Origin of the sequence: Enterobacter sp. CCUG 70166, assembly GCF_020224095.1 — a bacterium.
Taxonomy (GTDB): domain Bacteria; phylum Pseudomonadota; class Gammaproteobacteria; order Enterobacterales; family Enterobacteriaceae; genus Enterobacter; species Enterobacter intestinihominis.
Genome location: NZ_NRIQ01000048.1, coordinates 19,829 through 43,593, shown reverse-complemented (window position 1 = coordinate 43,593; position 23,765 = coordinate 19,829). Strand labels below are relative to the sequence as shown.

The 23,765-nt window shown below is 53.4% G+C and carries 23 protein-coding genes; 17 read left to right on the top strand and 6 right to left on the bottom strand.

Going from position 1 to position 23,765, the window contains the following annotated elements; all coding sequences use genetic code 11:
- Window positions 1-70: 70 nt before the first annotated feature.
- Together CKK19_RS20350 and nlpA are read left to right on the top strand one after the other, a co-directional pair.
- Window positions 71-1,570 (top strand): MDR family MFS transporter, encoded by a 1,500-nt coding sequence (locus tag CKK19_RS20350; protein WP_032626657.1) that lies wholly within the window; start codon window positions 71-73, stop codon window positions 1,568-1,570.
- Between the two features lie 229 nt (window positions 1,571-1,799).
- Entirely contained in the window at window positions 1,800-2,600 is an 801-nt protein-coding gene (gene nlpA, locus CKK19_RS20345; protein WP_058677108.1) for a lipoprotein NlpA, read from the top strand.
- A gap of 18 nt (window positions 2,601-2,618) precedes the next feature.
- Here nlpA and CKK19_RS20340 read toward each other — a convergent pair whose 3' ends face one another.
- Window positions 2,619-3,299: an EAL domain-containing protein gene (locus tag CKK19_RS20340; protein WP_023298982.1), complete on the bottom strand. Its 681-nt coding sequence runs from the start codon at window positions 3,297-3,299 to the stop codon at window positions 2,619-2,621.
- A gap of 75 nt (window positions 3,300-3,374) precedes the next feature.
- Window positions 3,375-3,995, bottom strand: a complete 621-nt coding sequence (locus tag CKK19_RS20335) for a LuxR C-terminal-related transcriptional regulator (RefSeq protein WP_015570093.1) — start codon at window positions 3,993-3,995, stop codon at window positions 3,375-3,377.
- 569 nt (window positions 3,996-4,564) lie between these two features.
- On the opposite strand from CKK19_RS20335, the gene CKK19_RS20330 reads away from it, so the two are divergent.
- Window positions 4,565-5,200, top strand: a complete 636-nt coding sequence (locus CKK19_RS20330; protein ID WP_032622107.1) for a LuxR C-terminal-related transcriptional regulator — start codon at window positions 4,565-4,567, stop codon at window positions 5,198-5,200.
- 6 nt (window positions 5,201-5,206) lie between these two features.
- Here the strand turns inward: CKK19_RS20330 and CKK19_RS20325 are convergent, their stop codons facing one another.
- The 4 genes from CKK19_RS20325 to CKK19_RS20310 are packed head-to-tail and all read right to left on the bottom strand — an operon-like array spanning window position 5,207 to window position 10,124.
- Window positions 5,207-6,271: a fimbrial protein gene (locus CKK19_RS20325; protein ID WP_022646577.1), complete on the bottom strand. Its 1,065-nt coding sequence runs from the start codon at window positions 6,269-6,271 to the stop codon at window positions 5,207-5,209.
- Between the two features lie 15 nt (window positions 6,272-6,286).
- Window positions 6,287-8,779: a fimbria/pilus outer membrane usher protein gene (locus CKK19_RS20320; protein WP_032626649.1), complete on the bottom strand. Its 2,493-nt coding sequence runs from the start codon at window positions 8,777-8,779 to the stop codon at window positions 6,287-6,289.
- 15 nt (window positions 8,780-8,794) lie between these two features.
- Complete coding sequence (locus tag CKK19_RS20315) at window positions 8,795-9,487, bottom strand: molecular chaperone (RefSeq protein WP_001223973.1); 693 nt, start codon at window positions 9,485-9,487, stop codon at window positions 8,795-8,797.
- Window positions 9,488-9,539: 52 nt separating this feature from the next.
- Window positions 9,540-10,124 (bottom strand): fimbrial protein, encoded by a 585-nt coding sequence (locus CKK19_RS20310; RefSeq protein WP_022646579.1) that lies wholly within the window; start codon window positions 10,122-10,124, stop codon window positions 9,540-9,542.
- 374 nt (window positions 10,125-10,498) lie between these two features.
- Here CKK19_RS20310 and CKK19_RS20305 point away from each other — a divergent pair, with 374 nt between their 5' ends.
- The 14 genes from CKK19_RS20305 (at window position 10,499) to CKK19_RS20240 (ending at window position 23,748) form a co-directional block, all read left to right on the top strand.
- Complete coding sequence (locus CKK19_RS20305; RefSeq protein WP_022646580.1) at window positions 10,499-11,311, top strand: winged helix-turn-helix domain-containing protein; 813 nt, start codon at window positions 10,499-10,501, stop codon at window positions 11,309-11,311.
- 18 nt (window positions 11,312-11,329) lie between these two features.
- Entirely contained in the window at window positions 11,330-11,800 is a 471-nt protein-coding gene (locus CKK19_RS20300; RefSeq protein ID WP_022646581.1) for a hypothetical protein, read from the top strand.
- A 227-nt stretch (window positions 11,801-12,027) separates the two neighbouring features.
- Window positions 12,028-12,651 carry a common pilus major fimbrillin subunit EcpA gene (locus tag CKK19_RS20295; protein WP_063854023.1) on the top strand — a complete coding sequence of 208 codons (624 nt, stop codon included), beginning with the start codon at window positions 12,028-12,030 and terminating at the stop codon, window positions 12,649-12,651.
- 45 nt (window positions 12,652-12,696) lie between these two features.
- Entirely contained in the window at window positions 12,697-13,374 is a 678-nt protein-coding gene (locus tag CKK19_RS20290) for a fimbria/pilus periplasmic chaperone (RefSeq protein ID WP_063854024.1), read from the top strand.
- Between the two features lie 6 nt (window positions 13,375-13,380).
- A complete protein-coding gene (locus CKK19_RS20285) occupies window positions 13,381-15,975 on the top strand; it encodes a CS1-pili formation C-terminal domain-containing protein (protein ID WP_063854025.1) in 2,595 nt (864 codons plus the stop codon).
- Window positions 15,953-17,551, top strand: a complete 1,599-nt coding sequence (locus tag CKK19_RS20280; RefSeq protein WP_063854026.1) for a hypothetical protein — start codon at window positions 15,953-15,955, stop codon at window positions 17,549-17,551. The genes CKK19_RS20285 and CKK19_RS20280 overlap by 23 nt, the downstream gene beginning before the upstream one ends.
- A 6-nt stretch (window positions 17,552-17,557) precedes the next feature.
- The gene (locus CKK19_RS20275) at window positions 17,558-18,211 is read left to right on the top strand and encodes a hypothetical protein (RefSeq protein WP_225455210.1); all 654 of its coding nucleotides are present in this window, start codon (window positions 17,558-17,560) and stop codon (window positions 18,209-18,211) included.
- 73 nt (window positions 18,212-18,284) lie between these two features.
- Window positions 18,285-18,479 (top strand): hypothetical protein, encoded by a 195-nt coding sequence (locus CKK19_RS20270; RefSeq protein WP_022646586.1) that lies wholly within the window; start codon window positions 18,285-18,287, stop codon window positions 18,477-18,479.
- A gap of 23 nt (window positions 18,480-18,502) precedes the next feature.
- Window positions 18,503-18,688, top strand: coding sequence for a hypothetical protein (locus CKK19_RS20265; protein ID WP_001196016.1), 186 nt, complete (start codon window positions 18,503-18,505; stop codon window positions 18,686-18,688).
- Between the two features lie 67 nt (window positions 18,689-18,755).
- Window positions 18,756-20,852: a peptidase domain-containing ABC transporter gene (locus CKK19_RS20260; RefSeq protein ID WP_023305164.1), complete on the top strand. Its 2,097-nt coding sequence runs from the start codon at window positions 18,756-18,758 to the stop codon at window positions 20,850-20,852.
- Window positions 20,849-21,598, top strand: a complete 750-nt coding sequence (locus CKK19_RS20255) for a hypothetical protein (protein ID WP_023305165.1) — start codon at window positions 20,849-20,851, stop codon at window positions 21,596-21,598. Before CKK19_RS20260 ends, CKK19_RS20255 begins: the two co-directional genes overlap by 4 nt.
- Window positions 21,599-21,604: 6 nt before the next feature.
- The gene (locus CKK19_RS25390; protein ID WP_023298992.1) at window positions 21,605-22,855 is read left to right on the top strand and encodes an HlyD family secretion protein; all 1,251 of its coding nucleotides are present in this window, start codon (window positions 21,605-21,607) and stop codon (window positions 22,853-22,855) included.
- Window positions 22,856-22,978: 123 nt separating this feature from the next.
- Window positions 22,979-23,431 carry an STM2901 family protein gene (locus CKK19_RS20245; protein ID WP_032646726.1) on the top strand — a complete coding sequence of 151 codons (453 nt, stop codon included), beginning with the start codon at window positions 22,979-22,981 and terminating at the stop codon, window positions 23,429-23,431.
- The gene (locus CKK19_RS20240) at window positions 23,431-23,748 is read left to right on the top strand and encodes a DUF1493 family protein (protein WP_023298994.1); all 318 of its coding nucleotides are present in this window, start codon (window positions 23,431-23,433) and stop codon (window positions 23,746-23,748) included. The genes CKK19_RS20245 and CKK19_RS20240 overlap by 1 nt, the downstream gene beginning before the upstream one ends.
- Window positions 23,749-23,765 lie beyond the last annotated feature (17 nt).

The window sequence follows — 23,765 nt, the reverse complement described above, 5'->3', positions numbered from 1 at the left end:
TGTCTCTTGATCTTATCCATAACTTACCTGAATATTAATTATTCGATTAATTAATTTCAAGCGATCTCTTATGGAGTCTGACGTAATGACTCAACCTGCGAAAAAGGCGCCGTCGATTAAGCTGCTGTTCAGCGCGCTCCTGCTGGTGATGCTGCTCTCGGCGCTGGATCAGACCATTGTCTCCACCGCGCTGCCGACCATCGTCGGCGAGCTGGGCGGGCTGGATAAGCTCTCCTGGGTGGTGACAGCCTATATCCTCAGTTCGACCATCGTGGTGCCGCTGTATGGCAAATTCGGCGATCTGTTTGGCCGTAAAATCGTCCTGCAAATCGCAATAGTGCTTTTCCTGGTGGGCTCTGCGCTGTGTGGCCTGGCGCAGAACATGACCCAGCTGGTGCTGATGCGCGCCCTGCAAGGGCTGGGGGGCGGCGGCCTGATGGTGATCAGCATGGCCGCCGTGGCGGACGTGATCCCGCCTGCCGATCGGGGTCGCTATCAGGGGCTGTTTGGCGGCGTGTTTGGCCTGGCGACGGTGATAGGCCCGCTGATCGGCGGGTTTATCGTTCAGCATGCATCCTGGCGCTGGATTTTCTACATCAACCTGCCGCTGGGGCTGTTTGCGCTGCTGGTGATTGGCGCGGTATTCCACGGCAGCGCGCGGCGCAGCAAGCATGAGATTGATTACCTGGGGGCGATTTACCTCAGCATGGCGCTGCTGTGCATCATTCTGTTTACCACCGAGGGCGGTACGATCCGCCAATGGAACGACCCGCAGCTGTGGTGCATTCTGGCCTTCGGCCTGACGGGGATCGCCGGGTTTATTTACGAAGAGCGGCTGGCGTGGGAGCCGATTATCCCGCTGTCGCTCTTCCGCGACCGCAGCTTCCTGCTCTGTAGCCTGATTGGCTTTATCATCGGCATGTCCCTGTTTGGCTCGGTAACGTTCCTGCCGCTCTATTTACAGGTGGTGAAAGACGCCACGCCAACGCAGGCCGGCTTGCAGCTGATCCCCCTGATGGGCGGGCTGTTGCTCACCTCCATCATCAGCGGGCGCATCATCAGCCGCACCGGGAAATACCGTCTGTTCCCGATCCTCGGCACGCTGCTCGGCGTGGTGGGGATGGCGTTACTGACGCGCATTTCAATCACCTCCCCAACCTGGCAGCTGTACCTGTTTACCGGCGTGCTGGGCATGGGGCTGGGACTGGTGATGCAGGTGCTGGTGCTGGCGGTGCAGAACAGCGTGTCAGCCGATCAATACGGCGTAGCGACCTCTGGGGTGACGCTGTTCCGTTCCATTGGCGGGGCGATTGGCGTTGCGTTGTTTGGCGCGGTGTTCACCCATATTCTGCAATCAGGGCTGATCGACAGGCTGCCGGAAGGGGCGGAACTGCCGCGCGAACTTAATCCCGTTGCCATTCACCATCTGCCTGATGCCCTGCGTCTGGACTATCTGGATGCGTTCGGCTCGGCTATCCATGCGGTGTTTATGCTGGCGGCGGGGATTATGGTGCTGGCGTTTGTGCTGTCGTGGTTTTTGCGCGAAGCGCCGCTGCGTCGGCAGGCGTGAGGTTAGCGGTTCTGCTTGCGCCTGGACTACCGTAGCCTGATGCCCATCGCCCGGTGGCGCTACGCTTACCGGGCCTACACTTCGCCCGTTACGTAGGCCGGGTAAGCGCAGCGCCACCCGGCAACAGGCCGCATATAACTTAACCGTCTTACTGATTCCTTTTCGTTTTTTAGCCTGCCGTCTCGTTGTCGATATAGTCTTCAAAACCACTGTCGAAAGGAACTGTCTCGTGAAATTTCAGTTGAGTGCTCTGGTGCTCGCGGCCCTGCTGCTGGCAGGTTGCGATCAAGGCGGCAATGATGCCAAACACATTAAAGTCGGCGTGATTAATGGCGCTGAGCAGGACGTGGCGGAAGTCGCCAAAAAGGTGGCAAAGGAGAAATACGGTCTGGATGTTGAGCTGGTGGGCTTTAGCGGCTCGCTGCTACCCAACGATGCCACCAACCAGGGCGAACTGGACGCCAACGTCTTCCAGCATCGCCCGTTCCTTGCACAAGATAACAAGGCGCACAATTACACGCTGGTCGCCGTGGCCAATACCTTCGTCTTCCCGATGGCGGGTTACTCCCGAAAGATTAAATCGGTGTCTGAGCTGAAGGATGGCGCAACCATTGCGATTCCAAACGATCCCACCAACCTCGGCCGCGCGCTGTTGCTGCTGCAAAAAGAGAAGCTGATTACCCTTAAACCGGATGTGGGCCTGCTGCCGACGGCGCTGGATATTACCGCGAACCCGAAAAACTTACAGATTATGGAGCTGGAAGGTGCGCAGCTGCCGCGCGTGCTGGACGATCCGAAAGTGGATGTGGCCATCATCAGTACCACCTATCTTCAGCAAACGGGGCTGTCTCCGGTACATGACAGCGTCTTTATTGAGGACAAAAACTCGCCTTACGTGAATATAGTGGTCACGCGTGAAGACAACAAAGACGCCGAAAACGTGAAGGAATTTATCCAGTCCTATCAGTCGCCGGAAGTGGCGAAAGCGGCAGAGACCCTTTTTAACGGCGGTGCGGTGCCGGGCTGGTAGGCCACGGTAAGCTGGCCCTCACAGCGTTACGCGGGCATCGGTGCGGCTTTCGGGCCACAGAAAACCCTGGCCAGACTGTGCGCCGGACGCGCGGGCGCGCGCCAGATCCCGCGAGTTTTCGATGCCTTCGATAAGAATTGATTGCGCGATACCTGCCCTGACCTCCTGCACAAACGGGGCAAGCGGCGCGCGCTCGCGCAGCGCTGAGCGGTCAATTTTTACCCCATCCAGCGGCAGCGCAAGCCGCGCGAACGCCTCAGCCAACTCCCGGGTTAAATCGTCCAGCCAGATTTGCCATCCCGCCTCTTTTAACCGAACAAGCGTGGCATGAAGACGATGTTGCTCAGCCTTACTCAGCCGTGTGATGGTGAGAGGATCCTGAATTTCAATCGTTAACCGCTGCTGATGGCGTAACGCCAGCAACAACCGGATAGCGCGTTCGTCGAGAAGGTGCTCTGCCGGAAGGTTTAGCCAGTAAGCGTCCCGGGCGGGTATCTGTAACAGGGTGTTGGCCTGCCAGAAGAAGATTTGCAGCGCGCTGCGCGAAGGCAGAGAAGCAAACAATATCTCCAGATTGACGTTATGGATCTCCACGAGAACTTCATGCGCGAACATCTGGCCCGAATGAAGATCGACAAGCGGCTGGAATCGCAGCCCTGAGATACGTTGCAACAGGGGAGAGGGAAGAACGGTATACATGGAACAGCCTTCAGGAAATGAAAAAAGGTTCCCGCGGACACGGGAACAAAAGGCAAACGACACACGGTCAAATTCTTAATTCAGGATCCAGCGAATGCTCTGGTAAAACGAGGGGCCACGCACGGCCTTAAGCTTGTTCATGGCGTTGTTTTTATAAAAGTAAACCAGCCTGACGTTACACCCCAGCTGACGGGCGATTTGCTTGGTTTTGAGATTACAGGAATAGCCGCGCAATACGCTGGCCTCCTCGCTGGACAGCCTCGCCGGGGTGCGTAAGCGGGTAGTCATGCCTACGTTGTAACGACCAGACTCTTGCGGCGTCTGGCTCATCAGTATTTGCCACAGCGCTTTGATATCCCCCAGGGAGACTCTTTTGCTGATTACCCCATCAACATGTTTGAATTTCAAATAGCCAGCGGATAACGAATAGATATAGATCTTCGCCGTCACTTGTTTCTGTTTAATACAGAGAATGTCGTCATTCGTCGTCACCCGGAAATGACGCGTATTCAACGGATCATAAATGATGATATCAAAGAGTTGTTCACTCATAGCAAGTTCTTCGATATGGGTAAACCCATGGAAAATAACGTCGTGTTTTTCATCAGGCTCACGCTTTCCGAGCGATTGCAGGCCAATCATCGTGAATTCGCAGCTGTCAACAACGGCAACGTGAATTGTTTTTTTATTTTGCATTGGCATTCTCCTTTCGCTGAGTAAACAGTCCATATAAGAGAAAATGGCGGTTCGCACTCTCTTATTAAAAGAATGGCGAGCACTTTTTAAATAACGCGATGCGATGGCATCAATGTAAGCCAATACAAACCGTCGAGTAAAGCTGATGCCAATTATTAGAGGAAGATAAAATTGAAAAATGGTTTTAATGGTATATGCAATTGTTTTAATCTTCTAATAATATTCATGCCAGATTTTTATTCTGTGAATGGGCGATTAATAAGCATCAGAAGGTTGATTGATGGGGTTTATCCACCGTTTTTTCAGTGGCTTACTGCTATTCCTGAAAGAAAAATTGTGATCGCGGCAGGGTTATCGACAAGGTTTTATCTGCAAGAGGAAACGGCGTGCAGAATAAAATAGAATTTTTTCTATAAATTTAATGTCCTTGTTCAGATTTTTAAGCCTGAGAAGGATAAAATCCTGGCGTGAAGAGGTTGTGAGTGATGAGTACATAAACTATTATCATTTTCCTCCGGTCACGAGAATTTAGAAAAGACATGAATAATACTGAACGTATCGTAAGGGTAATGGTGTTTTACAAAATAAATATATTTAAAGAGATAATATTCCGGGCGCTCCATGATCTTTTACCCGATTACGTACTGAACATTACTCAGGTCGATTCCACTGAACAGGCGCTGGCGGCGGTCGCGGATAATAACGTGGATGTTTTCTTCACTGAATTTAATTATCTGCTTAATCATAAAGAGTGGAGTGCGGAGGTCAGCAGCCGTTTTACATCTTTATGTAAAACCCATCACGTCAGGCGTGTTCTGTTGGTGCCCGAGCTGCCTTACGGACTGTTAAAAAAAGTTCTGGAGATGAAATTTGAATTAACCATCAGTCAGCAGGATGAATTGACTGAACTGAAAAAGGAATTACCCGCGTTGCTCATGGCGGACGGGCAAACACCGTCGATCTCTTCGTGGCTCAGGCGGGTAATGCGGTCCGGTTCCCGGGCGCGCTCCATCCTCTCGGCCAGAGAGTGGGAGGTGCTCCATCTTATCGTGGAAGGATTTTCAACGACGGAGATTGCCCGTCATCGAAACCGTTCGGTCAGTACCATTGCGACGCAGAAGCACAATGCGATGAAAAAGCTGAATCTTTCCAACCACAGCGAACTGATTAAGTATGTGCAAGCGGTTGGAAAGATGGAGAAATAGCTCACATCAGGGATAGATAATATTCAGCGTAGCCGATGTATTGATCTTACCCTGGCTCACCTGGGCGGGCGCCCACACGTAATAGTACGCCGCCATCGGAAGGGTGAAATGTTCGTCCAGCGCCGCGCCAGCCGCCACGCTGAAAATCATCGTGGCGTTGCCACGGCTGGTGGTTGAGGTAGAGAAGGTCACCGGCGTTTGTGGCGCGTCACGTTTTATCAGGCGTAGCCCCACGCCCTGCGCCGCGCTACTGCTGCTGTCGATCAGCACCGAGCTGTCGGTTGAGAGCAGCTGCGTGCTGGACAGAAACATCTCAATTGCCCGATCGGAATTGCCGTTAACCCCGACGTTCTGACAGCTCATGTTCAGTGAAAAAGGCGTCAGCCCCGGCTGTGAGGATGCACTGAGCTGGGGAATGCCGAGCGTCGGCAGCGCTACGGTCAGCCCCGCATTATCAAAGGAACAGGTAGTCAGTTTTGGCGCGTATTTGATGATCATCGGCTGACCAAACATATCCCGGTTGTCGTAAGGCCACTTGAACCCGCTGAATAACCACTGCGCTATCTTGATGACCTGATTGATTGGCCAGGTGATGATTTCCCAGAAGGATAACCCACTCATGTCGCTGACGAACAGAACGTCGCTCATGTTCGCCGTATCCCCCGTCAGGGTAGTGCCGCTCTGGTTAACGAGGGTGAAGCGAACCGTAAACGGTGTGTTCAGCTCAGACGCCGTATGGCTACCGCTGGCAGTCAGGGTTTTATTGGCCGGGGGATTGGTGATCTCCGCCCGCACCATATACTTGTTATTGCTGAATCCGAGGATGGTCGCGTATTTGCTGTCGGTCGAGAGGATCGGCGTGTAAGAAAATTCACTGTTACCCGTCGTACAGTTGAATGAGCCGCTGTACTGGGTGCTGAAGCTGCCGGTCCATGTGGGCGTGGCCGGGCTCAGCTTATCCGATAAATCAATGGTAATCGGTGTGCCATAAACGATGCTGCTGCCGGAGCAGGTGGCATAGCTCATCCCACTAATACTGGAGAGGAGCAGGAATATGAATGATCGTAACATTTTGATAATCCGTAATTAATGGCAAACCGATGAGGGGCTGTTCAACCCCCAGGCTGGGGCGGAGATTTCGCACTTCCCGCCCCGGAGATGCACGTTGAGCGCGCGTGGCGGCTGTTCAGCGCGGATATACAGTACGCTGGCCTGGCCGACATACCCGACAGATTCACCGTGTTCATCAAGCACTTCGGTACCAAAGGGCAGCGGTTTGCCGTCGGCACGCGTCGCATGAAGTACCCATGACTGGCGTTTGTCGGTTTCGAAGCGGATATAGCTCACCGCCCCGTCGTAAGGGGCCACGTTAGCCATGTTGCCGATCACCTCCGCGCCAGCGCTGTTTTCCGTTTGCGATAACGTAATGGCGTTTTTGCGATACGGGGTGGCGTAAGGCACCAGCGCCACGCCATCGCGGTTCGTCATAATGCTTTCATCGCCGTTCACCATCAGTCCCTCCGCTTTTGGCGCATCGACGATAGTCATGGTTGTGCCGGTTTCGTTTGAGGCGAGAACGTGCCACGGGTAGGCCACCAGGCTTCCCCGTCCGCTGAGCCCGGTCTGGCGGTAGTCGGAGGATTCGCTGTAAGAGCCACCGAGTGTCGCGAAGTTCGAACGGTACGCGGCGTTAACGCTTGCCGCATTTTTACCCCCCCGCGCATTACTGCCGGAGAGGGTGTAGCTCAGGCGGTTCGACGCCAGCGCGTTCCCGCTCATGCTGATATTGCTCTGCTCGTAATGCGAATCGCTGGCCGTCAGGCTGGAGGTGATCCAGGCATTATTATCAAACAGCGAGAACGGCAGGCTGAGGGAGAGGTAAAGGCGCGTCTCTTCTTCACTGTCCCTGTTCCGTACCCGGCTGGCCGACAGGGTATAGCTGGCGCGGCCGATGGCGTTGGAATAGCCCATCTGGTATTCGCGCGTGGTTTGCTGTGAGTTCCAGTAATCGCGCTGTGTGCCGGAGACAAATACCGTGCCCCAGTTATTGAGCAGGCGCTGATTAAGGTTAAGCGTAAAGGTATTCTTGGGCTGCGCCGCGCGCAGGGCATCCCAGGTGCTTAGCGACATGTCGGGCGCAACGCCAAACCGATCTTCATAGTCGTCGTACTGCGCTCTCAGGCGCTGATACCCTTCGCGCGAATAGAGCGCGTCGCTGAAGCTGTAATAGCCTTTAGTGGAATAGCGATAGGCCGCCAGGGTGAAGTTGGTGGCGGTGGTATCGATAAATTTGCTGTACGACACGCGATAACTCTGACCGCTGCTGGTGCGATCCTGTAGGGTGGTTTTGGCGTGGGTGACATCAAACGAGACCGCGCCAAACGGAAGGTTCCACCCGGTACCGACAAGCCCGGCCTGGTAGTTATCGCTAATAATCGTCCCGGTATACCCGGTGATGAGATTATTAAACCCGTAGCGCAGCGTGGCCTGCATGAATGCGGGTTCGGCATCGAGCGTGTTCTGGTGCACTTTACCCGCCACCACGCTGTACTGACTCACCCCTTCTTTTAGCATCCCGGGCACGGCGGAAAACGGCACCGTGAAGGACTGCTGTGAACCGTCCGCTTCACGCACCACCACCAGCAAATCGCCCGCAGAGCCGGTAGGCTGAATGCTGTCGAGGGTAAACTGGCCCGGCGGTACGTTCTCCTGATAGATCACGTTGCCATTCTGGATAACTTTCACCAGGGCGTTCGTCCGTGCCACGCCGTGAACCACCGGTGAAAAACCCTGCTGTGAATTTGGGCGCATCTTCATGTCCGACGCCAGCGACACGCCGCGCACGCGCAGGGAATCAAACAGATCGCCAGGAATATAAAAGTCACCCAGCGTCAGGTTGGATTTCAGCGAGGCCAGGGGACGGCGCAGGTAGCGGGTATTATTCTGCCAGCTACTCTCTCCGCTGGCCGTTTTCCGCCAGGCGCTGCTGTCGCGAAACTGCCAGCCGAACAGGTTGGCGCCGGAATCCAGCCCGGCATAAAAATCATCATTTGTGTCTTTCGCAGCGCCTTTTGCACGGGTGTTATACCAGGTCGTGTTCCACGAGAGCATCAGCGCCGGGATCCCCTCATCCCAAAACTGGGGGGCAATGTAACCTTCTTCAGTACGCAGCACGGCCGCCTGCGGAACGGTAAGCGCCAGACTCAGGGTGCTGGTATCGGTTTTGACTTCACCGCCCTGAACCAGATCGCGCAGCTGCACCTGCCCGTGCGCAATGGCGGGCGCAGGTACGGACGTGGTGTTGATGCCAAGCGACCGGGCATCTTTCCAGGCAAGGCGGATGTCGTCACGCTGCTCGCCGTAGATGACGGTATAACGTCCCTTCCAGCTGCCGTTTACGTAGATATCCATCTCCTGATTGCCGGCAGGCATGGCGTTGTTTTCGGAAAAGCGAGACAGATCGGACTCACCGGATGCGCCAGCAAGCAGGGAGGGATCAAACGAGACGGCCCCTGATTTATGCGAAAGCAGAAGCGTGCAGACTGCCAGCAGACAGAGTCTGTTTTGTTTCATTTTCATGGTGAGTCTTTCCGATCACTGACTGGTGAAAGTCCGGGTTTTATACGCGCCAAGATCGTCCACATACATCAGCTGGAAGGTCTGTCCGCGCTTAACCGTATTTTTTGCGGCGACCGTCAGCTGCCCAAACGGGGAAACCATCGGGGACTCCTGGAGCAATTTCGTTTTACCCAGCGAAATATTGGCGACCGTAATATGGAACGGACTGTTATTTGTAATGCGAAAGCGATCGCCTTCGGCGGCGAGCGTCAGTTTCGCCACCGCGTCATCCAGCGTGCCTTTCAGCGCAGCGGGCCGGTAAAAAAGTTTGATACGGGATTTAATCGCCAGCTGAACGGTATTCTGATTTTGCAGATTTTCAGGTCTGGGCGGAATGTCGAGAACATTCAGGAAAAAGACGGATTCGCGATCCGCAGGCAAGCTGGACGGCAGCTTTTTAATACGAAGCTGTTGGCCATTATGTTCGTTAACTTTTATCACCGGCGGCGACAGCAGAAACGGCACATTGGCTGTTTCCGGCGTGGAATTAATATCACCGTCATCTATCCAGGATTGCACCAGAGCGGGCGCATCGCCCGTATTCATTAACTGGACGATCACCTCTTTGTTATTTTCAGGATAAAGGACACGGGTGCCATTAATGACAATATTGGCCCATGAGTGACCGGTGCTTAGCAGTAAGCCTGCCAGCAAAATTGCCTTGCGCATGATTGCAACCTTAAATACAGGCTCTGCGAAAACAGAGCCTGAATAATCATTATTACAGGTAGGAAATGGTATACGTTACGTTGGAGCTTAACTCGCCCACGGTGGCGGCAGCGGCGTTCGTTTTATAGTAATAAACATCCAGCGTCAGCGTCTCGGAATCTGGCGCGGTCGCTGTACCCATAATATCCGTAGTGTAAGGCTGGTTCAGGGTAATTGGCGTAGACGAACCTGGCTCCACTAACGCAAAACCGACATTACGTGCCACACTGGCATCGCTTTCATTCACGCTGTTATTCAGCAGGTATTTACCGTCAGTGGAAATATTATCCGCGCTGGAGAAATACACTTTCAGCGGGGTACCGGTTGTTCCGGCTGCTGGTGAACAACCTGAGAACGTCAGCGCAATAGATTTTTTATTCTTAGTGATCAGGCCAACCGTGGTGCCTGCATCTTTTACCGAAATAGGGGAAAGCGCAACGGTAAAGTCCGCGCTTTTACCGCCGTTAATGGTACAGGTTGTATCGGTAATAGCGCCGGTAAAGTTAATGATACCACCCGCTGAATTGTCTGCGGCAACTGCGCTGGTAGAAGCAATAGCGGCGGCCAGCAGTGATACGGTCATGATCGATTTGAACATGATAAACTCCATGAAGATTTGTGTTATTTAAAATGAATGTTAATCGGCTACACATGTCCCTGATGTACCGGCTAGACGCATTGCGACTCGGGAGAATGCTTTGACGATATTATGTTGCACTAAAAAAGTACATAACAAAACATTATTCCAACAACTTCTAAAGTTTAAGATTATAATCTTGCGAGTTAGTTTTTTTTAATGTTTTAACCTAAATGCGTTAGTTCGAATATTTTTATTAATGATTTAATAATTGTTAATTAATGAAGCTTTATGAATTCATCTCTCAATTAATATCACGCGACTTGACCACACAAACTTTAGACTTATTATTGCCTGGCAAATGCACATAATTTTAACAATGGTGTAATAATAATATGAAGTATCTCATTGATCTTACAATGCTTTATGAAGTCGACACCGGTATGATCATGATTAATGGAGAGGAAGAGTCATCCATTAAGTTATCTAACCAGGCGGGTCGTCTGCTTTATGAACTTATCATCAATAATGGTAAAACTCTCGACAGAGACGACCTGATAAAGAAGGTCTGGGAGGATCATGGTTTCTCTGGTTCTTCGGTGAGTCTGAATGTTGCCATAAGTGAAATCAGAAAAGCATTTCGTACATTAGGATGCGATCCTTTACTGATAAAAACGATACGTGGCAAGGGATTTAGCCTTGCCGCGCATATTGAACATCACACGGTCAGGCCGCCGGTCGTTTCAACGCTTAGTGAGCAATCTGCCTCTGAAGCATTCGATACGCTAGCGCATAAGAAAGATGCCGATCCGCCTAAACAATTAATATCGCTGCACAGACTCTTTATTTCTCTTTGCACGTTATTACTGATTACCGTTATCGGCACCGCTGTTTTACTGTTGCACCAAAGGGATTCCTATGCCGAGAGCCTGAAAGATTCTGATATGCATCTGCTCGGTAAAGTGGACCGGTGTACGGTATACCTGATCGATAAGAATATGTATCAGCCGCGACAGCACTACTTTAATCACGTAAAAGAGGTCATTGCCAGTCAACATATCGACTGTCAACACCAGGTTGCAGATGCTTACTATTCCAGGTTTAAAAAGTCGCAGATAGAAAATTATTTCCTGGCCATCTGTTATCAGCAGGACAGTATCGACGATTATAAGAACTGCATTTCTTACAGAAGCCTGACCGGGAGTTAAAATATGTCAAGGACTAAAATGAGTGTACTGTTCAGTATCGTACTGGCGCTGTCTGCCATCGCGTTGTTGTGGATCTATTTTACCAGAACGCAGGATGAGGGGTTTGGCTGCCAGTCAGATACCATTTCCTGGAAAACCTATTCCACGGGTGAGTTAACCGATATGTCGCTAACCACGCTTTTCCTGTTTAACAACAAAGATGTTGTGACGGTTATTCATAAAGGCGTACTCAAGAAAGAGGGCAAAAGCTACCTGATTGACAGAAATTACACGCTCAGCGTGGAAAAAGTCGACGGAAGCAATATCTTTTATATTAAGGATAAAAAGCTGAATAAATCTGAAGATGATGCGGCGCCGGATGGCGTTGTAAACGAAATGTTACTTGATAATATCAACTTCTTCTATATTACCCGCGTTAAACCGCACGCCTGGTTAATTAAGGGGCTGGTTTTGCCTGTAATGATGTGTGTGGCTGTTCCGACGTCCTGATATTTCTCTTTATTGAAAAATCGATATTTATCTATTGCTCGGGAAATTGAGTGATTTACTCAATACGTAACAATAAGATACGAGAAATTTATTTATATTTTTATTGTTATTCTCCGGCGAGTGAATTTTTCTGTATTGCCTCGTTATTTTGCGGCTGTCTATACTCCGCCTCGAAAAAGGGGCTCCCCTTTTTATACACGTGGATTCTTTTTTGAAGGACTAAATAAATGAACAAACTGAACGCTATCGTTCTGGGCTCCCTGCTGTCTGTTTCTGCCCTGAGCGCAGTTAATGCAGCAGAAACGACGGCTTCTGCCACCTGGCAGGCAACCGCGACCAAAGACAGCGAATCCGACCTGGTTGTTACGCCAACGCGTGCTTTGAACTTCGTTTACAGCGCCAATACCCAATCTTTCAACACCGATACCGGTCTGTTTGATGTGGCTATCCGTGGCGATCACTCTACGGCGACCAGCTTCAAACTCGAAGCTATCCTCGACGATTCAAACAACACGCTGTTCAGCGTGGGCGGTGAAGCGACCAAGCTGAAAGTGGGTGCGCGTTGGGGCGGTAACGACCTGGGCTCTATCGGTGGCACCGTGGGGGCGAAATCAACCGCATGGACCACGCTGGTTGATTCTTCTTCTAACACCGGCGTCTCTTCTGGACTGTGGAACCTGACCACCAGCGCAGGCGCGGCGGCAGATACCGAAATTACCGGCCAGGACAAATTCGTCTTCTACGTTGACTCCGCTCAGGACAACGCGGGTACTGCGAAAGAGTTCAAAGACCTGACCAACAGCCTGTGGGAAGGGACCGTATCTGTTGCGTTCCGCGCAACCTGGGGCTAAGGCCTGATCGATCCAGGGGCGCAAGCCCCTGTTTAGGGAAATAGCATGTTTAACCTCAAATCCGCCTTCTTATCTTTATTATTTATCTCTTCCTCCGCGCTGGCCATTAATGTGGGAAAAGTCACCACCATTATTCCTGCGGATGCTGACTCCACCGCCAAGGAAATAAAAAACGAAGCAGACAGCGTGCGTATTGTTTCTGTTCGCGCACAGCGGATCAGTAGCCCAATGGATGAAGGGATCGTCATTAATCCGGAGAAAGTGGACGAGCTGTTGCTGACGCCCACGCGCATGGTAATGCCCGCCGGTACCAGCAATATTGTCAAATTTTACTATCACGGAAACGCCGATAACAAAGAGCGTTACTACCGCATTACCTTCACGGATGAAGGGGTGAGCGAAGAGGTGGACAGCGGTTCACCAAAAAACGGTACCGGGATGACGCGCGCGGTGGTGAGCACCATTCTGGTGGTTCAGCCCCGTGATAAGAAGATCGACTTCGTCTATGTGGCGGGAAAAATAACGAATAAGGGCAACACCGCTTTTCGCGTCAATGCGACCGGAACCTGCCTGAAGCCGAATCCGGAATCACCGACTACGCCGTGTACCAAAAACTTCTACCTGATGCCGGATACCTCGCGCGCTATCGAGGATATCAACGTGACGGATAACCATTTTCATCTCGGAATATGGGACCTGAAACAGTTCATACCTGTTAAGTAAGGATGCATGGTGAAAAATAAATTAGTGTTGCCGGTGATGATGGCTTGCGCATCCGGCACGCTGCCCGCGCTTGCGCATGCAGCCTCAAGCTCCGTGGTTATCGCTAATTACCGTTTTCCCGACTCGCTTTATGCACTGCTGGAGCAGGGGATCAAAATTCCCGTCTATCTGGTGAATACGCGTCCACACTCAGCACAACAAGGGAACCACGAAGGCACGGCGAGCGAATATGTTCGTATCGGTGACGTGACGCTCTTTGCAAAAGATCTGAAGCTGGGGCTGAGGGACGTTCAGGTCCAGGAGTCTGATAACGGCATTCGTCTGTCAAAAGAGATGAGAACGTTATTGCAGAGCATTAACGACAAGCAGTTTGATGACCAGATGCGCATTCCGGTAAGTACGGGGTCCGCGTTCGAGCTGGATCAGAAAAAAATGCGCCTGTTGCTGAATCTGTCGCAGAGCGACTACGGGGTGAATATTCGCCCGCGTGAGGTGGACATTGATGCGCCGGAGTCTGACGACCTGAGCGGCACATTCTCCTACAACCTCGGGGCGTATCACACCGAAAGCGGCTACGGTGACAGCTGGTCATCGGGCTATCTGAACGCGAGAAACTGGATCTCAATGGGCGTTGATCATGTGCTGATCGACGGCTCTGGCTATGTCAACGAGAACAGCAGTGATACCCAGATGAACGCGGTTATGTGGGAGCGCGACTATCAGGGGATGCGCTACGCCGCGGGCATGCTGAACGGCTGGGCGATGCAATCCCTGGCGAGCGTCAGTGGGATTTCCGGCGGTGAAGTCTACGGTGTGTCCATGGGCAACCAGGCCAACTCACGTAAGCGCGATAACACGCTCTCGCTGACGCCGGTGGTGGTCTATTTCCCCACGGCGGGCGAGGCCCGTATTCGTCGGGACGGGCAGCTTATTGGTATTCAGCGCTTTGATGTGGGTAATCACGAAATTGACACCAGCAGCCTGCCCTACGGGATCTACAGCGTCGAAGTCGAAGTGGTGAGCGGAAGCCGCACCGTGTCGCGTAGCATGTACACCGTGAATAAGCCGTTCTCCAGCAACGTGTCGGAAACGCTGCGCTGGCAGATGTGGGGCGGGATGTATAGCCGCGATAAATCCGTCGTCAATTATAAAAAATACGCGAAACACAAAAACGAGCAGGACAACACCTACTACTACGATTATGACACCAAACATAAAGACACCATGTCGCTGGTGGGGGCCTCGTTCAGCAAGCGCAGCGGGATGGTCGACTGGAACGCCTCCACCTACATGATGCGGGAACACATCGTCAGCGAGCTGTGGGCCTCCCTGAACCTGACGGGCTATTTCTCGGTGAATACCCAGACCATGGCCGCCTCCGACGGAACGTACCGCGCCAACTACGGCGCGAATCTCAGCCTGCCGTGGCAGATCGGTTCGGTCTGGTACTCCCATGAACAGCTCTCCAGCGGCAAGTTCCTCGATATCTATGAGAGCAAGGGCAACACCTGGGGCGCCTCCTTTAGCCTGCCGTCGTTCGGCCTGCCCTCAGCGGGCAACCTGAGCCTGATGCGTCAGGAGGACGACCTCTATCGCTATAAACGCTATCAGCTGGACTACTCCCAGGGGTTATACGCCGGTCGCTACGGTACGGCGCGCCTGCGGGTGGGGATGTCGCGCAACAAATACGACGGGTATTACGAAGAGAAAGATCGCTACGTGATGCTCGATTTCGCCATACCGCTCGGCAATACCGTGTCGGTTGGCGTTTCCCACAATCGCGATACCGGCACGGCGCTGAACGTCAGCGCCAGCCGCCAGTTTGAAGGCGATTACCTGAAATCGGCCACCGCCAACGTCTCGAAAGCCTTTAACAGCCGCCAGGATCGCAGCGTAAGCGGCGGCGGCAGCGTGAACTTCGACACGCCGTGGAACAGCAACATCCTCAGCGTCCAGAGCGGCATGAGTAAAGGCTGGAACTCCACGCTGACCAGTGACGGCAGCGTGGGCTGGTCCAAAGAGGCCATCGCCGCCGGGAAAGGCACCGAAAGCGCAGGGGTGATTGTCAGTACCGGTCTCAAATCTGATGAAGCGCTGACCCTGAAGCTTAACGGCCGGGCAGAACGCATCAAAGGGGATAAAACCTGGCTGTCGCTGCCGGCATACCAGGCTTATGACCTGGAAGTGATGAACAGTGAAACCGGTACGGAAAGCTATGAGATTGGCGCGAATGCGCGTCGCCATATCACGGTTTATCCGGGCAATACCGTGGTGATGAAGCCGCAGGTGAAGAAAATCGTCACCCTGTTTGGCCGCCTTGTGGATGCAAACGGCAATCCGATTGGCGCCACGCAGATCAAAAACCACGTTGGGCTGACCCGGACGGAGAACGACGGACGCTTCGTGATCGACGTTGATAAGAACAACCCTGTCCTGAGTATCGCCACGCCGGACGACAGCGTCTGCGAAGTGCGCCTGGACATTGAGTCTAACCGCGGTGCGCTGTGGCTCGGGGACATCTCCTGCGACAAAGGCGATTTCGTCTGGCAGGAAGCAAAAGGAACGCAGGAACGTGACGATGAAAAAGATATTCGCTCTTAATTTGCTGCTGATGAGCGCGGTGGCCCATGCGCAGGAGCTGCCCTATTTCGCCATTAATAATCCGGACAATAACGGTACGGGAAACAGCGCGGGGCTGTTTAGTCTGAACAGCACCTCGACCGCGTTTTTACACGGTTCGCGTGAGTGGCCGACGCTGAGCGCGAAAACGAATAACGGTATCGCCACTTACATCCCGGACAACAGCTACAGCGGTCCGGCAGGCAGCGCGCTGACCATCGACTTTTCGGTGACCGGTTCCAGCGCCTCTCCGTTCTTTAAAGGGACGGCGTGTTCCTCGTCCTGCGGCAACACGGGGTTCACCCCGACGACCCGCTATACCGATACGTCGATGGTGGTTAAGCCGCCGGTGATGGAGCCCGGCACGTCATACGGGCGCTGGGTCCTGGGCGATCCGTTCTTTAACTATCTGCTCAACGCCGCGCCAGGGGATGAAGTGACCATCACCTCCACGCCGCAAATCAGCTCTATCAACAAAGTGACCACCACCAATACGCTTCACAAGGTGGGCACGCTGACCATGACCAACTCCAGGGCGCTCAACCTGGGGATTGACCCGATCAGCGGCGAGGTGACGATTGTCGATGGATCAACGGGGGCAACCTGCACCAAATACACCCGCAACACGGTCTCTGGCGTGCTGTGCGACCTGCTTGAATACACGTTTGTTGGGGAAGATATCTCCGGTTACAACGGGGGGCTGGCGCTCACCTCTTCCCGCGTCAACAGCGTGCTGCAATCGCACATGAACGGCGGCACCGGGCTTGCCGCCGAGCTGACCTTCGATGAAAACACCTGGTACAGTATCTCCGGCGGTATCCTGAGTGATACGCGTGTCCTGGCAAACACCTTCCTCGCGGCGCCGCAGAAAAACGGCGGCAAAGCGTACCTTAAAATATTTTTGCCGAAAGCGTTAATTCTGAGCGTGGCGCAGGCGGGGGACGGCAGCAGCATTGGCAATATCGTCAGCCTGTGCCTGACGCCCGGCAACAGCTCGCTGGCGGCGGATTTCTGCTTCCAGCCGGGGGGCGGCCTGGTGATTAACCCTATTCAGCCGGGGCTGGAGATTACGCCCGACAACCCGGATTACGCCCTCGATCCTGACGGTCTGGGCGGCTCCGGGAAAGGCGCCATCGGCGAAACGCCCATTGAGATCCCCTACACCATCACCTACAGCGGGGCGCAAAAAGATGCGGCGATTGCGGTCACGGTAAAAGTCACCGGGCCTACTCAAAGCCTGAATGGGGTGGACTACTGCGCCTTCAGCGGCAACGGCTTTACGGTTCCCATTCCGGGCAACATGCTGGTGGGGAAAAGCCAGACGCGCATGGCGCATAACTGTAAAGGCGAGGTACTGTCGATCCCGGCGCCAGCCACCCATGCGGAAGAGTGGGACAAAATGAGTTCCGGCGTGACCGATATGTGGCTCTGGAAAACACCGCTGATCCTCCAGTTCGTTATGGATAATCCGGTATCGAAGACCACCTATGACGGAAATAGCTGGTTTGGCGAAGTGACCGCGCAGGGAAGAATAGATGTTAGCGCATCCTGGAATTAATCAACCATGACTGGAAAATTCCTGGCTATTTTTGCAATAAATTGCTTCATTTCCACAGGGGCAAATGCTTTAATTATCGAAAGTCTGAATATTTATTTTCTTCCCGAAAGAGAAGTTGTTTTTCAGCCGATAAAAAACGATACCAGCGAACGTCAGAATTATACCGTTTCGCTTATTCAGGTAGACGTTCCTAAAGAGAAGGGAAAAGAGACCGAAATAAAAGACGGCGAAGTCATGTATTCGCCTAAGCAATTAACGTTGGGGAGCGGTGAGCGCGCGGGTTTTAAATTTTACTATACCGGCCCGCATGACAACAAAGAGCGATACTATCGCGTAAAATTCACCGAGACGCCGCTCCAGGCAAAGGTCATCACGCGCAAAGGCCAGCGCATCCAGTCGGATGTGGTGGTCTCGCTTGAGGCTATTTTGATTGTCCGTCCATGGACACGACATTTTGATTATGCGTTTAGCAACGGGGTGGTGAGTAATACCGGGAATACCTATTTTAAATATGTTTCCTCGGTCGGGTGCAGTACGCAATACAATAATTCAAAATATATTCCTCCAGGGCAACGGCTGGAAATAGATAATGCCGGGCAGGCTGCAAGGCGAATGATTATTTATGGCAATAAAATCATTCCGCTGACCACCTGCCCGTAGCAACCGCTTTCCTTCATAAAAGGAAATTAGCCTTTAGCATCATGCTAAAGATCCATCACTACAGGAGATAAAAATGAAAGCGATTTCATTCGTAGAAGCGAAAGACATTATTGGCGGCGCGTTAAACCCGTTCGCTGGTCTGGTTAAAGGTGCACAGCTGGGTTACGACACTGGCGCCAGCATCATGGGCATGGTTGGCGGTGTGGTTGGCGGAGTTCTGGGTGGCGCAATGGGCTTCCTGGGCGCGCTGGTTGGTAGCTACAACTAATTCACGTTTACAGGAAAAGTATCATGCAAGTTATCGATTTCAAAAAAGCACAGGCCATCATCGGTGGTTGGGATCCGTTTGCTGCCGCTATTCAGGGCGCAAGCGCGGGCTATAACGCGGGCAGCCAGATGTTAGGCGCGCTGGGCGGCACCATCGGTGGCGTATTCGGCCTGGTGGGCGGCTTCATCGGCGGTTTCTTCAGCGCTTAAGCGAGAAGCACGTTGTACGCATGGCCCGCATTGCCGGGCCATTTTTTTATTTCAGCCACGGATCATTATGTTTTCGCTCTTTCAGTATAAAAAACAGGGTAAGACCCCTGTTATTCGCCAGCATGAATTTACCGAATGTGGACTGGCCTGCCTGGCGATGGTGTTGGGGCACTATGACCACCATGTCTCCGTCAGCCAGCTGCGCCGGGAGATTTCCGTTTCCGCCGATGCGGGAACCTCAATGGCGGAATTGTTGACCCTTGCCAGCGATAAAAATATGTCTGGCCGGGTGCTTAAAGGCGAAATCACTGAAATAGAAACGTCTGAGCTGCCGCTCATCGCCTTCTGGCGCGGCAACCATTTCGTGGTCATCGTGAAGATCGACAGCCGCAGCGTGACCGTTCACGACCCGGCCAGCGGCGTGCGTCGTTACCGCCTGAAAGAGGCGGAAAAACTGTTTTCCGGCTATGTGCTTGAGCTTAAGCCCACGCCGTGTTTCGAAAAGAAATCCCCGGATGAAAAGCTCACGCTTGGCCGGTTAGCCAATAAATCTCCGAGCCTGTTCCAGCGCCAGCTGCTGCTGTTTGTGCTCTGTATTTTTACTCTCATCACCATGCTGGCGAGCCCCACCTACGTGCAGCTGATTATGGATGAGGCCATTTCCCGCAGCGACAGCGATCTGGTGATCCTGCTCACCGCGATCTTCGCTATCGTCTTTATCTTTGAAGTCATCGGTAAATTCCTCAAGCAGCTGCTTGAGATCCTGATGCGTAACATTGCCTATGACGATTTAAGCCAGTCCGTGCGCCACTACATGCTGCGCACCCAGACCAGCTGGTTCCGCTCGCGCCCGCCGGGCATCGTGCTGGCTATTGAAAAATCGCTCCACGCCTGCGCGGAGTTCATCAGCAATGGTTACGTGCAAATTCTCTTTTCCAGCCTGATCGCCGTCACCAGCCTGCTGTTTATGCTGCTGTATAACGTCAAAATTGCGCTGCTGACGATGCTGCTGATGGGCGTGTTTTTCCTGATCCGCTTTTCGCTGATCGGCCCCTATCAACGCGCGGTGGATGACTCCATCGAGCGTACCGCCCAGTATGAATCTCTGCTGGTAGAGACACAGAAAGGGATCATTACGCTCAAGGCGAACAATATGGAGCAGGCCCGGGATGCGGTGATGGACAAATCCCAGCGCGAACACATCGCCGGGCTGATGCGTAAAGAGCGGCTGCTGGCCCGCTTTGACGTGGCTTCGCTGCTGGTGATCAATGCCGAGCAGCTGCTGGTGGTCTGCTTTGGCGCGTGGCTGATCCTGGAAGGGCAGATGAGTATCGGGATGCTGTACGCCTATATCAGCTATAAGCGCTATTTTTCCGATGCCATGGTGCAGGTGGCGCAGAAGCTGCTGGACAAAAATGCCCTTAAGGGGCCGCTGGATCGCGTGGGCGACCTGCTGTTTGCCCCCTCTGAAACCAGCCAGTTTGGGAAGCGGATTGTCACCTCGCCGGTCTGTCTGCAATTTGAGGATGTCTCATTTGCTTATCCAGGCCGGGAGGCCACGCTACAGCATATCAACATGACCCTGAAGCAGGGCGAAGAGGCGGTGATTGTGGGCCAGAGCGGGTCGGGAAAAACCACGCTGCTGCGTCTGATCTCCGGCATGTTGCTGTCATCGTCTGGCACGCTGCGGATCAATAAGATCCCCATTGAAGAGTGCGATCTTTCCTCGCTGCGCCAGCACATCCGCATTGTTCATGCAGACGATATTCTCTTCACCGGCTCGATTCTGGACAACATCGCCTGCTTTGACAGCGCGCCGGATAAAGAGCAGGTCATCGCCGCGTGTCGGCTGGCGGAAGTGGACCACGTCGTCGCCCGTCTGCCGCACGGTTACGAAACGGAGATGCTGCCGGGGAACACCTTTTTCTCGGCCGGGGAGATGCAGCGTCTGGTCCTGGCGCGCGCCCTGTACAGCCAGCCTAAGCTACTGCTCTGCGACGAAGTGACGGCGAACCTGGATAAGACCACCGCGCAAAAGGTGCTGGCGAACCTGCGTAGCCTGGGGATTGGCCTGGTATTTGTCACCCACTCGCCGGACGTGGTGGGCTGTCAGGGGCGTCTCTATACCATGGAAAACGGAAGCCTGCGGGAGAGTGCGCCATGATGTTTCTGCCGCGTCTCTATGCCCTACTCTGCGCGCGCCAGGCCGGACGCACCTTAATGGCAAACCGGATTGCGCAAAACTACAGCCAGTTTATGCCCTGCCCGGAGGCCGATGTGCCGGCTGATTTTCTGCATCAGAACGCCCATGAGCTGAGCGGGTTTAACTTCGTGGAACAGATTTTCCCGCCCGCGCTGTGGGCGCGCAACGTTCGCTTCGATCTGCATGCGTACGTGGCGCAGTGGACGCAGGAGCAGGCATTTTACAGTTCATCTCGCACCCTGCTACTGGGCATGCGCTGGGCGGGCTTTGGCCTGATTATGGATGCGCTGCTCGCCACCGCGCCAGATGATGTGCGCTTTCAGTTTATTACCCGTCACCCTGCGCTGCACAAGCTGATGGCCGCACACGACGGACGGCGCGCCGGCTCGTTTTTCGCCCCTCAGCGCCTGGTGACGGTGCTGCTGATGGATGAACGCCTGCCGGATGCGCCACTGTTCCCAATTCAGGCAGGCGATCGCAAGGCGTGGTTAACGGACGTCTCCACGCGGTTTTTATCGCGTTATGGCTACAGCGTCCGAACGCTGCTGCCGGTCTGTTCGCTGCACGCGGCAGAGTTTGGGCTGGAGAGCCAGGCGTATGCGCCAGAGGATTACCGTCTGGCCGCCGCCGACACGCTGAACGCGCTGCGCAAAACCCCCACGCTCTGGAGTGGATGGGACGATCTTTCAGTGATTTATCATGGATGACATATCGTGAAATTAAAAAACCGAAGCCGACAGCGTCGGGCGCTAATCCCGCACCACTTCTCAAAAAGCTATCAAATCAACGCGCCGCGGCTGAAAACCGTGCTGACGCTGTTCATCGCCTTTTTTCTCTGCCTGCTGGTCTTTGCGATTGCTTTCAACTTTTCGGAAACCACGCTGGCACGCGGGGTGCTGATCCCGGCGCAGGGCGATGTGGAGGTGCGCGCCAGAGAGTCCGGAACCCTTGTTGATTTTGCCGTCCGGCCCGGCCAGTACGTGAAGGAAAACGATCCGCTGTTCACCGTGTCGCAGGACTATGGCGGCAAGCAGGGCTCGGTGGTGCAGTTTGACCGCCAGCAGATGGAAGCGGAGAAAAAGCGCAGCGAGCAGCGCATCCAGGCCATTGAGGACTCGATAGCATCGTATCGCAAAAATCTGGCGCAGCAGCTGGCTCTCACTGACAAGCAGATCGCCGTTTCCCGCGATAAGGTGAAGAAGCTGCGCGCGCTGTTAAAAAACAGCACCGACACCTACGAGGCGTGGAAATCCGTCTCCGGGAAGGGCTATGTCTCCAAAGTGGATCTCGATAAAAGCCATAACGATGTGCTCAACGCCCAGCTCAACCTGACGCTGGAGGAGAGCACTATTCTTGAGCTTGAGGCGCGCAAAACCAGCCTGACCGACAGCACCCAGTCGCAAATTGATTCGCTGAGCGAAGAGCAGCTGTACGTGAAAAACCGCATCAGCGAAATCGATCGCAACCTGTCCAGCCGGGGGAGTTCCACCATGGCGATGCTGGCCCCTTCAGATGGCTACGTGGTGGCGATTAACTTCCCGCCAGGCCGGGCCATTACGCAAAACAGCGAGGTGGTGGTGGTGATCCGTAAAAATACCGCGGCGACGATGGAGGGGTACCTGTATGTTCCGGCAACGGGGGTGGGGCGCGTGGCGAAAGGCGATAAGGTTAAGCTGCGCTTCGACTCCTGGCCCGTGGACAAATACGGTTCCGTGGAGGCGACGCTGTCCGATTTCTATGAGGTAAACATTGATGCCCATTCGGCGCTGATCCCGCTCCAGGAAGGGCAGAACTATTACCTGGCTAAAGTGCGCGTCCCCTCCTGGTTTACCGACCCGGACAAGAAAAAGCGCATGCTGATGGGCGGGATGACGGTGAACGCCGATATCGTTATCGATCGTAAACCGCTTATCAATCTGCTGATTGCGCCGCTGGAAAGGGTACGCAAGCGGTTTATCGATTGACCCGATTTCATTTTGAAGCATTTATGCAGGCACTTTTCTGAATTTAATCAAAGTGGTATTGCCTTGTTATCCTTAACAAATATAAGGGTTTAACTTTTATCTCTTTGATTAATGGATTATGCTATGGACACAGTAGAGGAATCTGGCGGGACGTATTTCTATCACGGGAATGCGAACGTAACCCCACAGGAGCTATTTTTGCTGATATTCGCTGAGGGTCTGGCGAACCATCTGGGCGTAACTGTGGAGACTGCTGCAACAATCCTGGCGGGGCAGCCTATATTACCCAAGCGTAAGGTGTTGGGTGCGTCCGGTTCGCGTACAAGTATCGCGTCCAAGGTAGCGCGTCGCATTTTAAAGGGGGTCCACTTTCCTGAAGGCATGAGAGTGGAGACTATCATCGGTATGGGTAAAACCAGACAGACAAATAAGGTTGGGGCCGTCGTGGGAAGAGCAGTTCCCTTTGTTGGCTATGCCCAGGCGGTAATTATCTTTGCCCTAGTTGCCAGAGAAACCAGAAACAAGTACAACCTCATTGCCCGACCGAAAGATCGGATTGCCTGGACCTATTTCTAATGTTGTTGCCGGATGAGCAGGAATTTTTAGATTACATTACTGAGAACTACAGTGAGCGCAAGCGTCCTGCCCTGAAGGAATGGACCTTCCAGGAGCATTTTAACCTCGTACCTGAAGATCTGGAGGAGATGCTGCTCGACCTTTTCAACCGGTATGAAATTGAGCACAGCAACTTTGTCATGGATAACTACTTTGAGCCCGAGCTTTTTTGGTTCCAGTTTGGGCTAAGAAAGAAGTTTCGAGATCGTCAGTACAAGCCGCTAACGCTCGAAATGATAATTGAGTCTGCCAAAGCGGGGCGCTGGTTGTATGATTAAGGGGCTAAGCGCCCCTT

Coding starts and splice junctions, on each gene's coding strand:
- CKK19_RS20350 (WP_032626657.1), top strand. CDS start 71: ATGGAGTCTGACGTAATGACTCAACCTGCGAAAAAGGCGCCGTCGATT.
- CKK19_RS20340 (WP_023298982.1), bottom strand. CDS start 3,299: ATGTATACCGTTCTTCCCTCTCCCCTGTTGCAACGTATCTCAGGGCTG.
- CKK19_RS20335 (WP_015570093.1), bottom strand. CDS start 3,995: ATGCAAAATAAAAAAACAATTCACGTTGCCGTTGTTGACAGCTGCGAA.
- CKK19_RS20330 (WP_032622107.1), top strand. CDS start 4,565: ATGGTGTTTTACAAAATAAATATATTTAAAGAGATAATATTCCGGGCG.
- CKK19_RS20325 (WP_022646577.1), bottom strand. CDS start 6,271: ATGTTACGATCATTCATATTCCTGCTCCTCTCCAGTATTAGTGGGATG.
- CKK19_RS20320 (WP_032626649.1), bottom strand. CDS start 8,779: ATGAAAATGAAACAAAACAGACTCTGTCTGCTGGCAGTCTGCACGCTT.
- CKK19_RS20315 (WP_001223973.1), bottom strand. CDS start 9,487: ATGCGCAAGGCAATTTTGCTGGCAGGCTTACTGCTAAGCACCGGTCAC.
- CKK19_RS20310 (WP_022646579.1), bottom strand. CDS start 10,124: ATGTTCAAATCGATCATGACCGTATCACTGCTGGCCGCCGCTATTGCT.
- CKK19_RS20305 (WP_022646580.1), top strand. CDS start 10,499: ATGAAGTATCTCATTGATCTTACAATGCTTTATGAAGTCGACACCGGT.
- CKK19_RS20300 (WP_022646581.1), top strand. CDS start 11,330: ATGAGTGTACTGTTCAGTATCGTACTGGCGCTGTCTGCCATCGCGTTG.
- CKK19_RS20295 (WP_063854023.1), top strand. CDS start 12,028: ATGAACAAACTGAACGCTATCGTTCTGGGCTCCCTGCTGTCTGTTTCT.
- CKK19_RS20290 (WP_063854024.1), top strand. CDS start 12,697: ATGTTTAACCTCAAATCCGCCTTCTTATCTTTATTATTTATCTCTTCC.
- CKK19_RS20285 (WP_063854025.1), top strand. CDS start 13,381: ATGGTGAAAAATAAATTAGTGTTGCCGGTGATGATGGCTTGCGCATCC.
- CKK19_RS20280 (WP_063854026.1), top strand. CDS start 15,953: ATGAAAAAGATATTCGCTCTTAATTTGCTGCTGATGAGCGCGGTGGCC.
- CKK19_RS20275 (WP_225455210.1), top strand. CDS start 17,558: ATGACTGGAAAATTCCTGGCTATTTTTGCAATAAATTGCTTCATTTCC.
- CKK19_RS20270 (WP_022646586.1), top strand. CDS start 18,285: ATGAAAGCGATTTCATTCGTAGAAGCGAAAGACATTATTGGCGGCGCG.
- CKK19_RS20265 (WP_001196016.1), top strand. CDS start 18,503: ATGCAAGTTATCGATTTCAAAAAAGCACAGGCCATCATCGGTGGTTGG.
- CKK19_RS20260 (WP_023305164.1), top strand. CDS start 18,756: ATGTTTTCGCTCTTTCAGTATAAAAAACAGGGTAAGACCCCTGTTATT.
- CKK19_RS20255 (WP_023305165.1), top strand. CDS start 20,849: ATGATGTTTCTGCCGCGTCTCTATGCCCTACTCTGCGCGCGCCAGGCC.
- CKK19_RS20245 (WP_032646726.1), top strand. CDS start 22,979: ATGGACACAGTAGAGGAATCTGGCGGGACGTATTTCTATCACGGGAAT.
- CKK19_RS20240 (WP_023298994.1), top strand. CDS start 23,431: ATGTTGTTGCCGGATGAGCAGGAATTTTTAGATTACATTACTGAGAAC.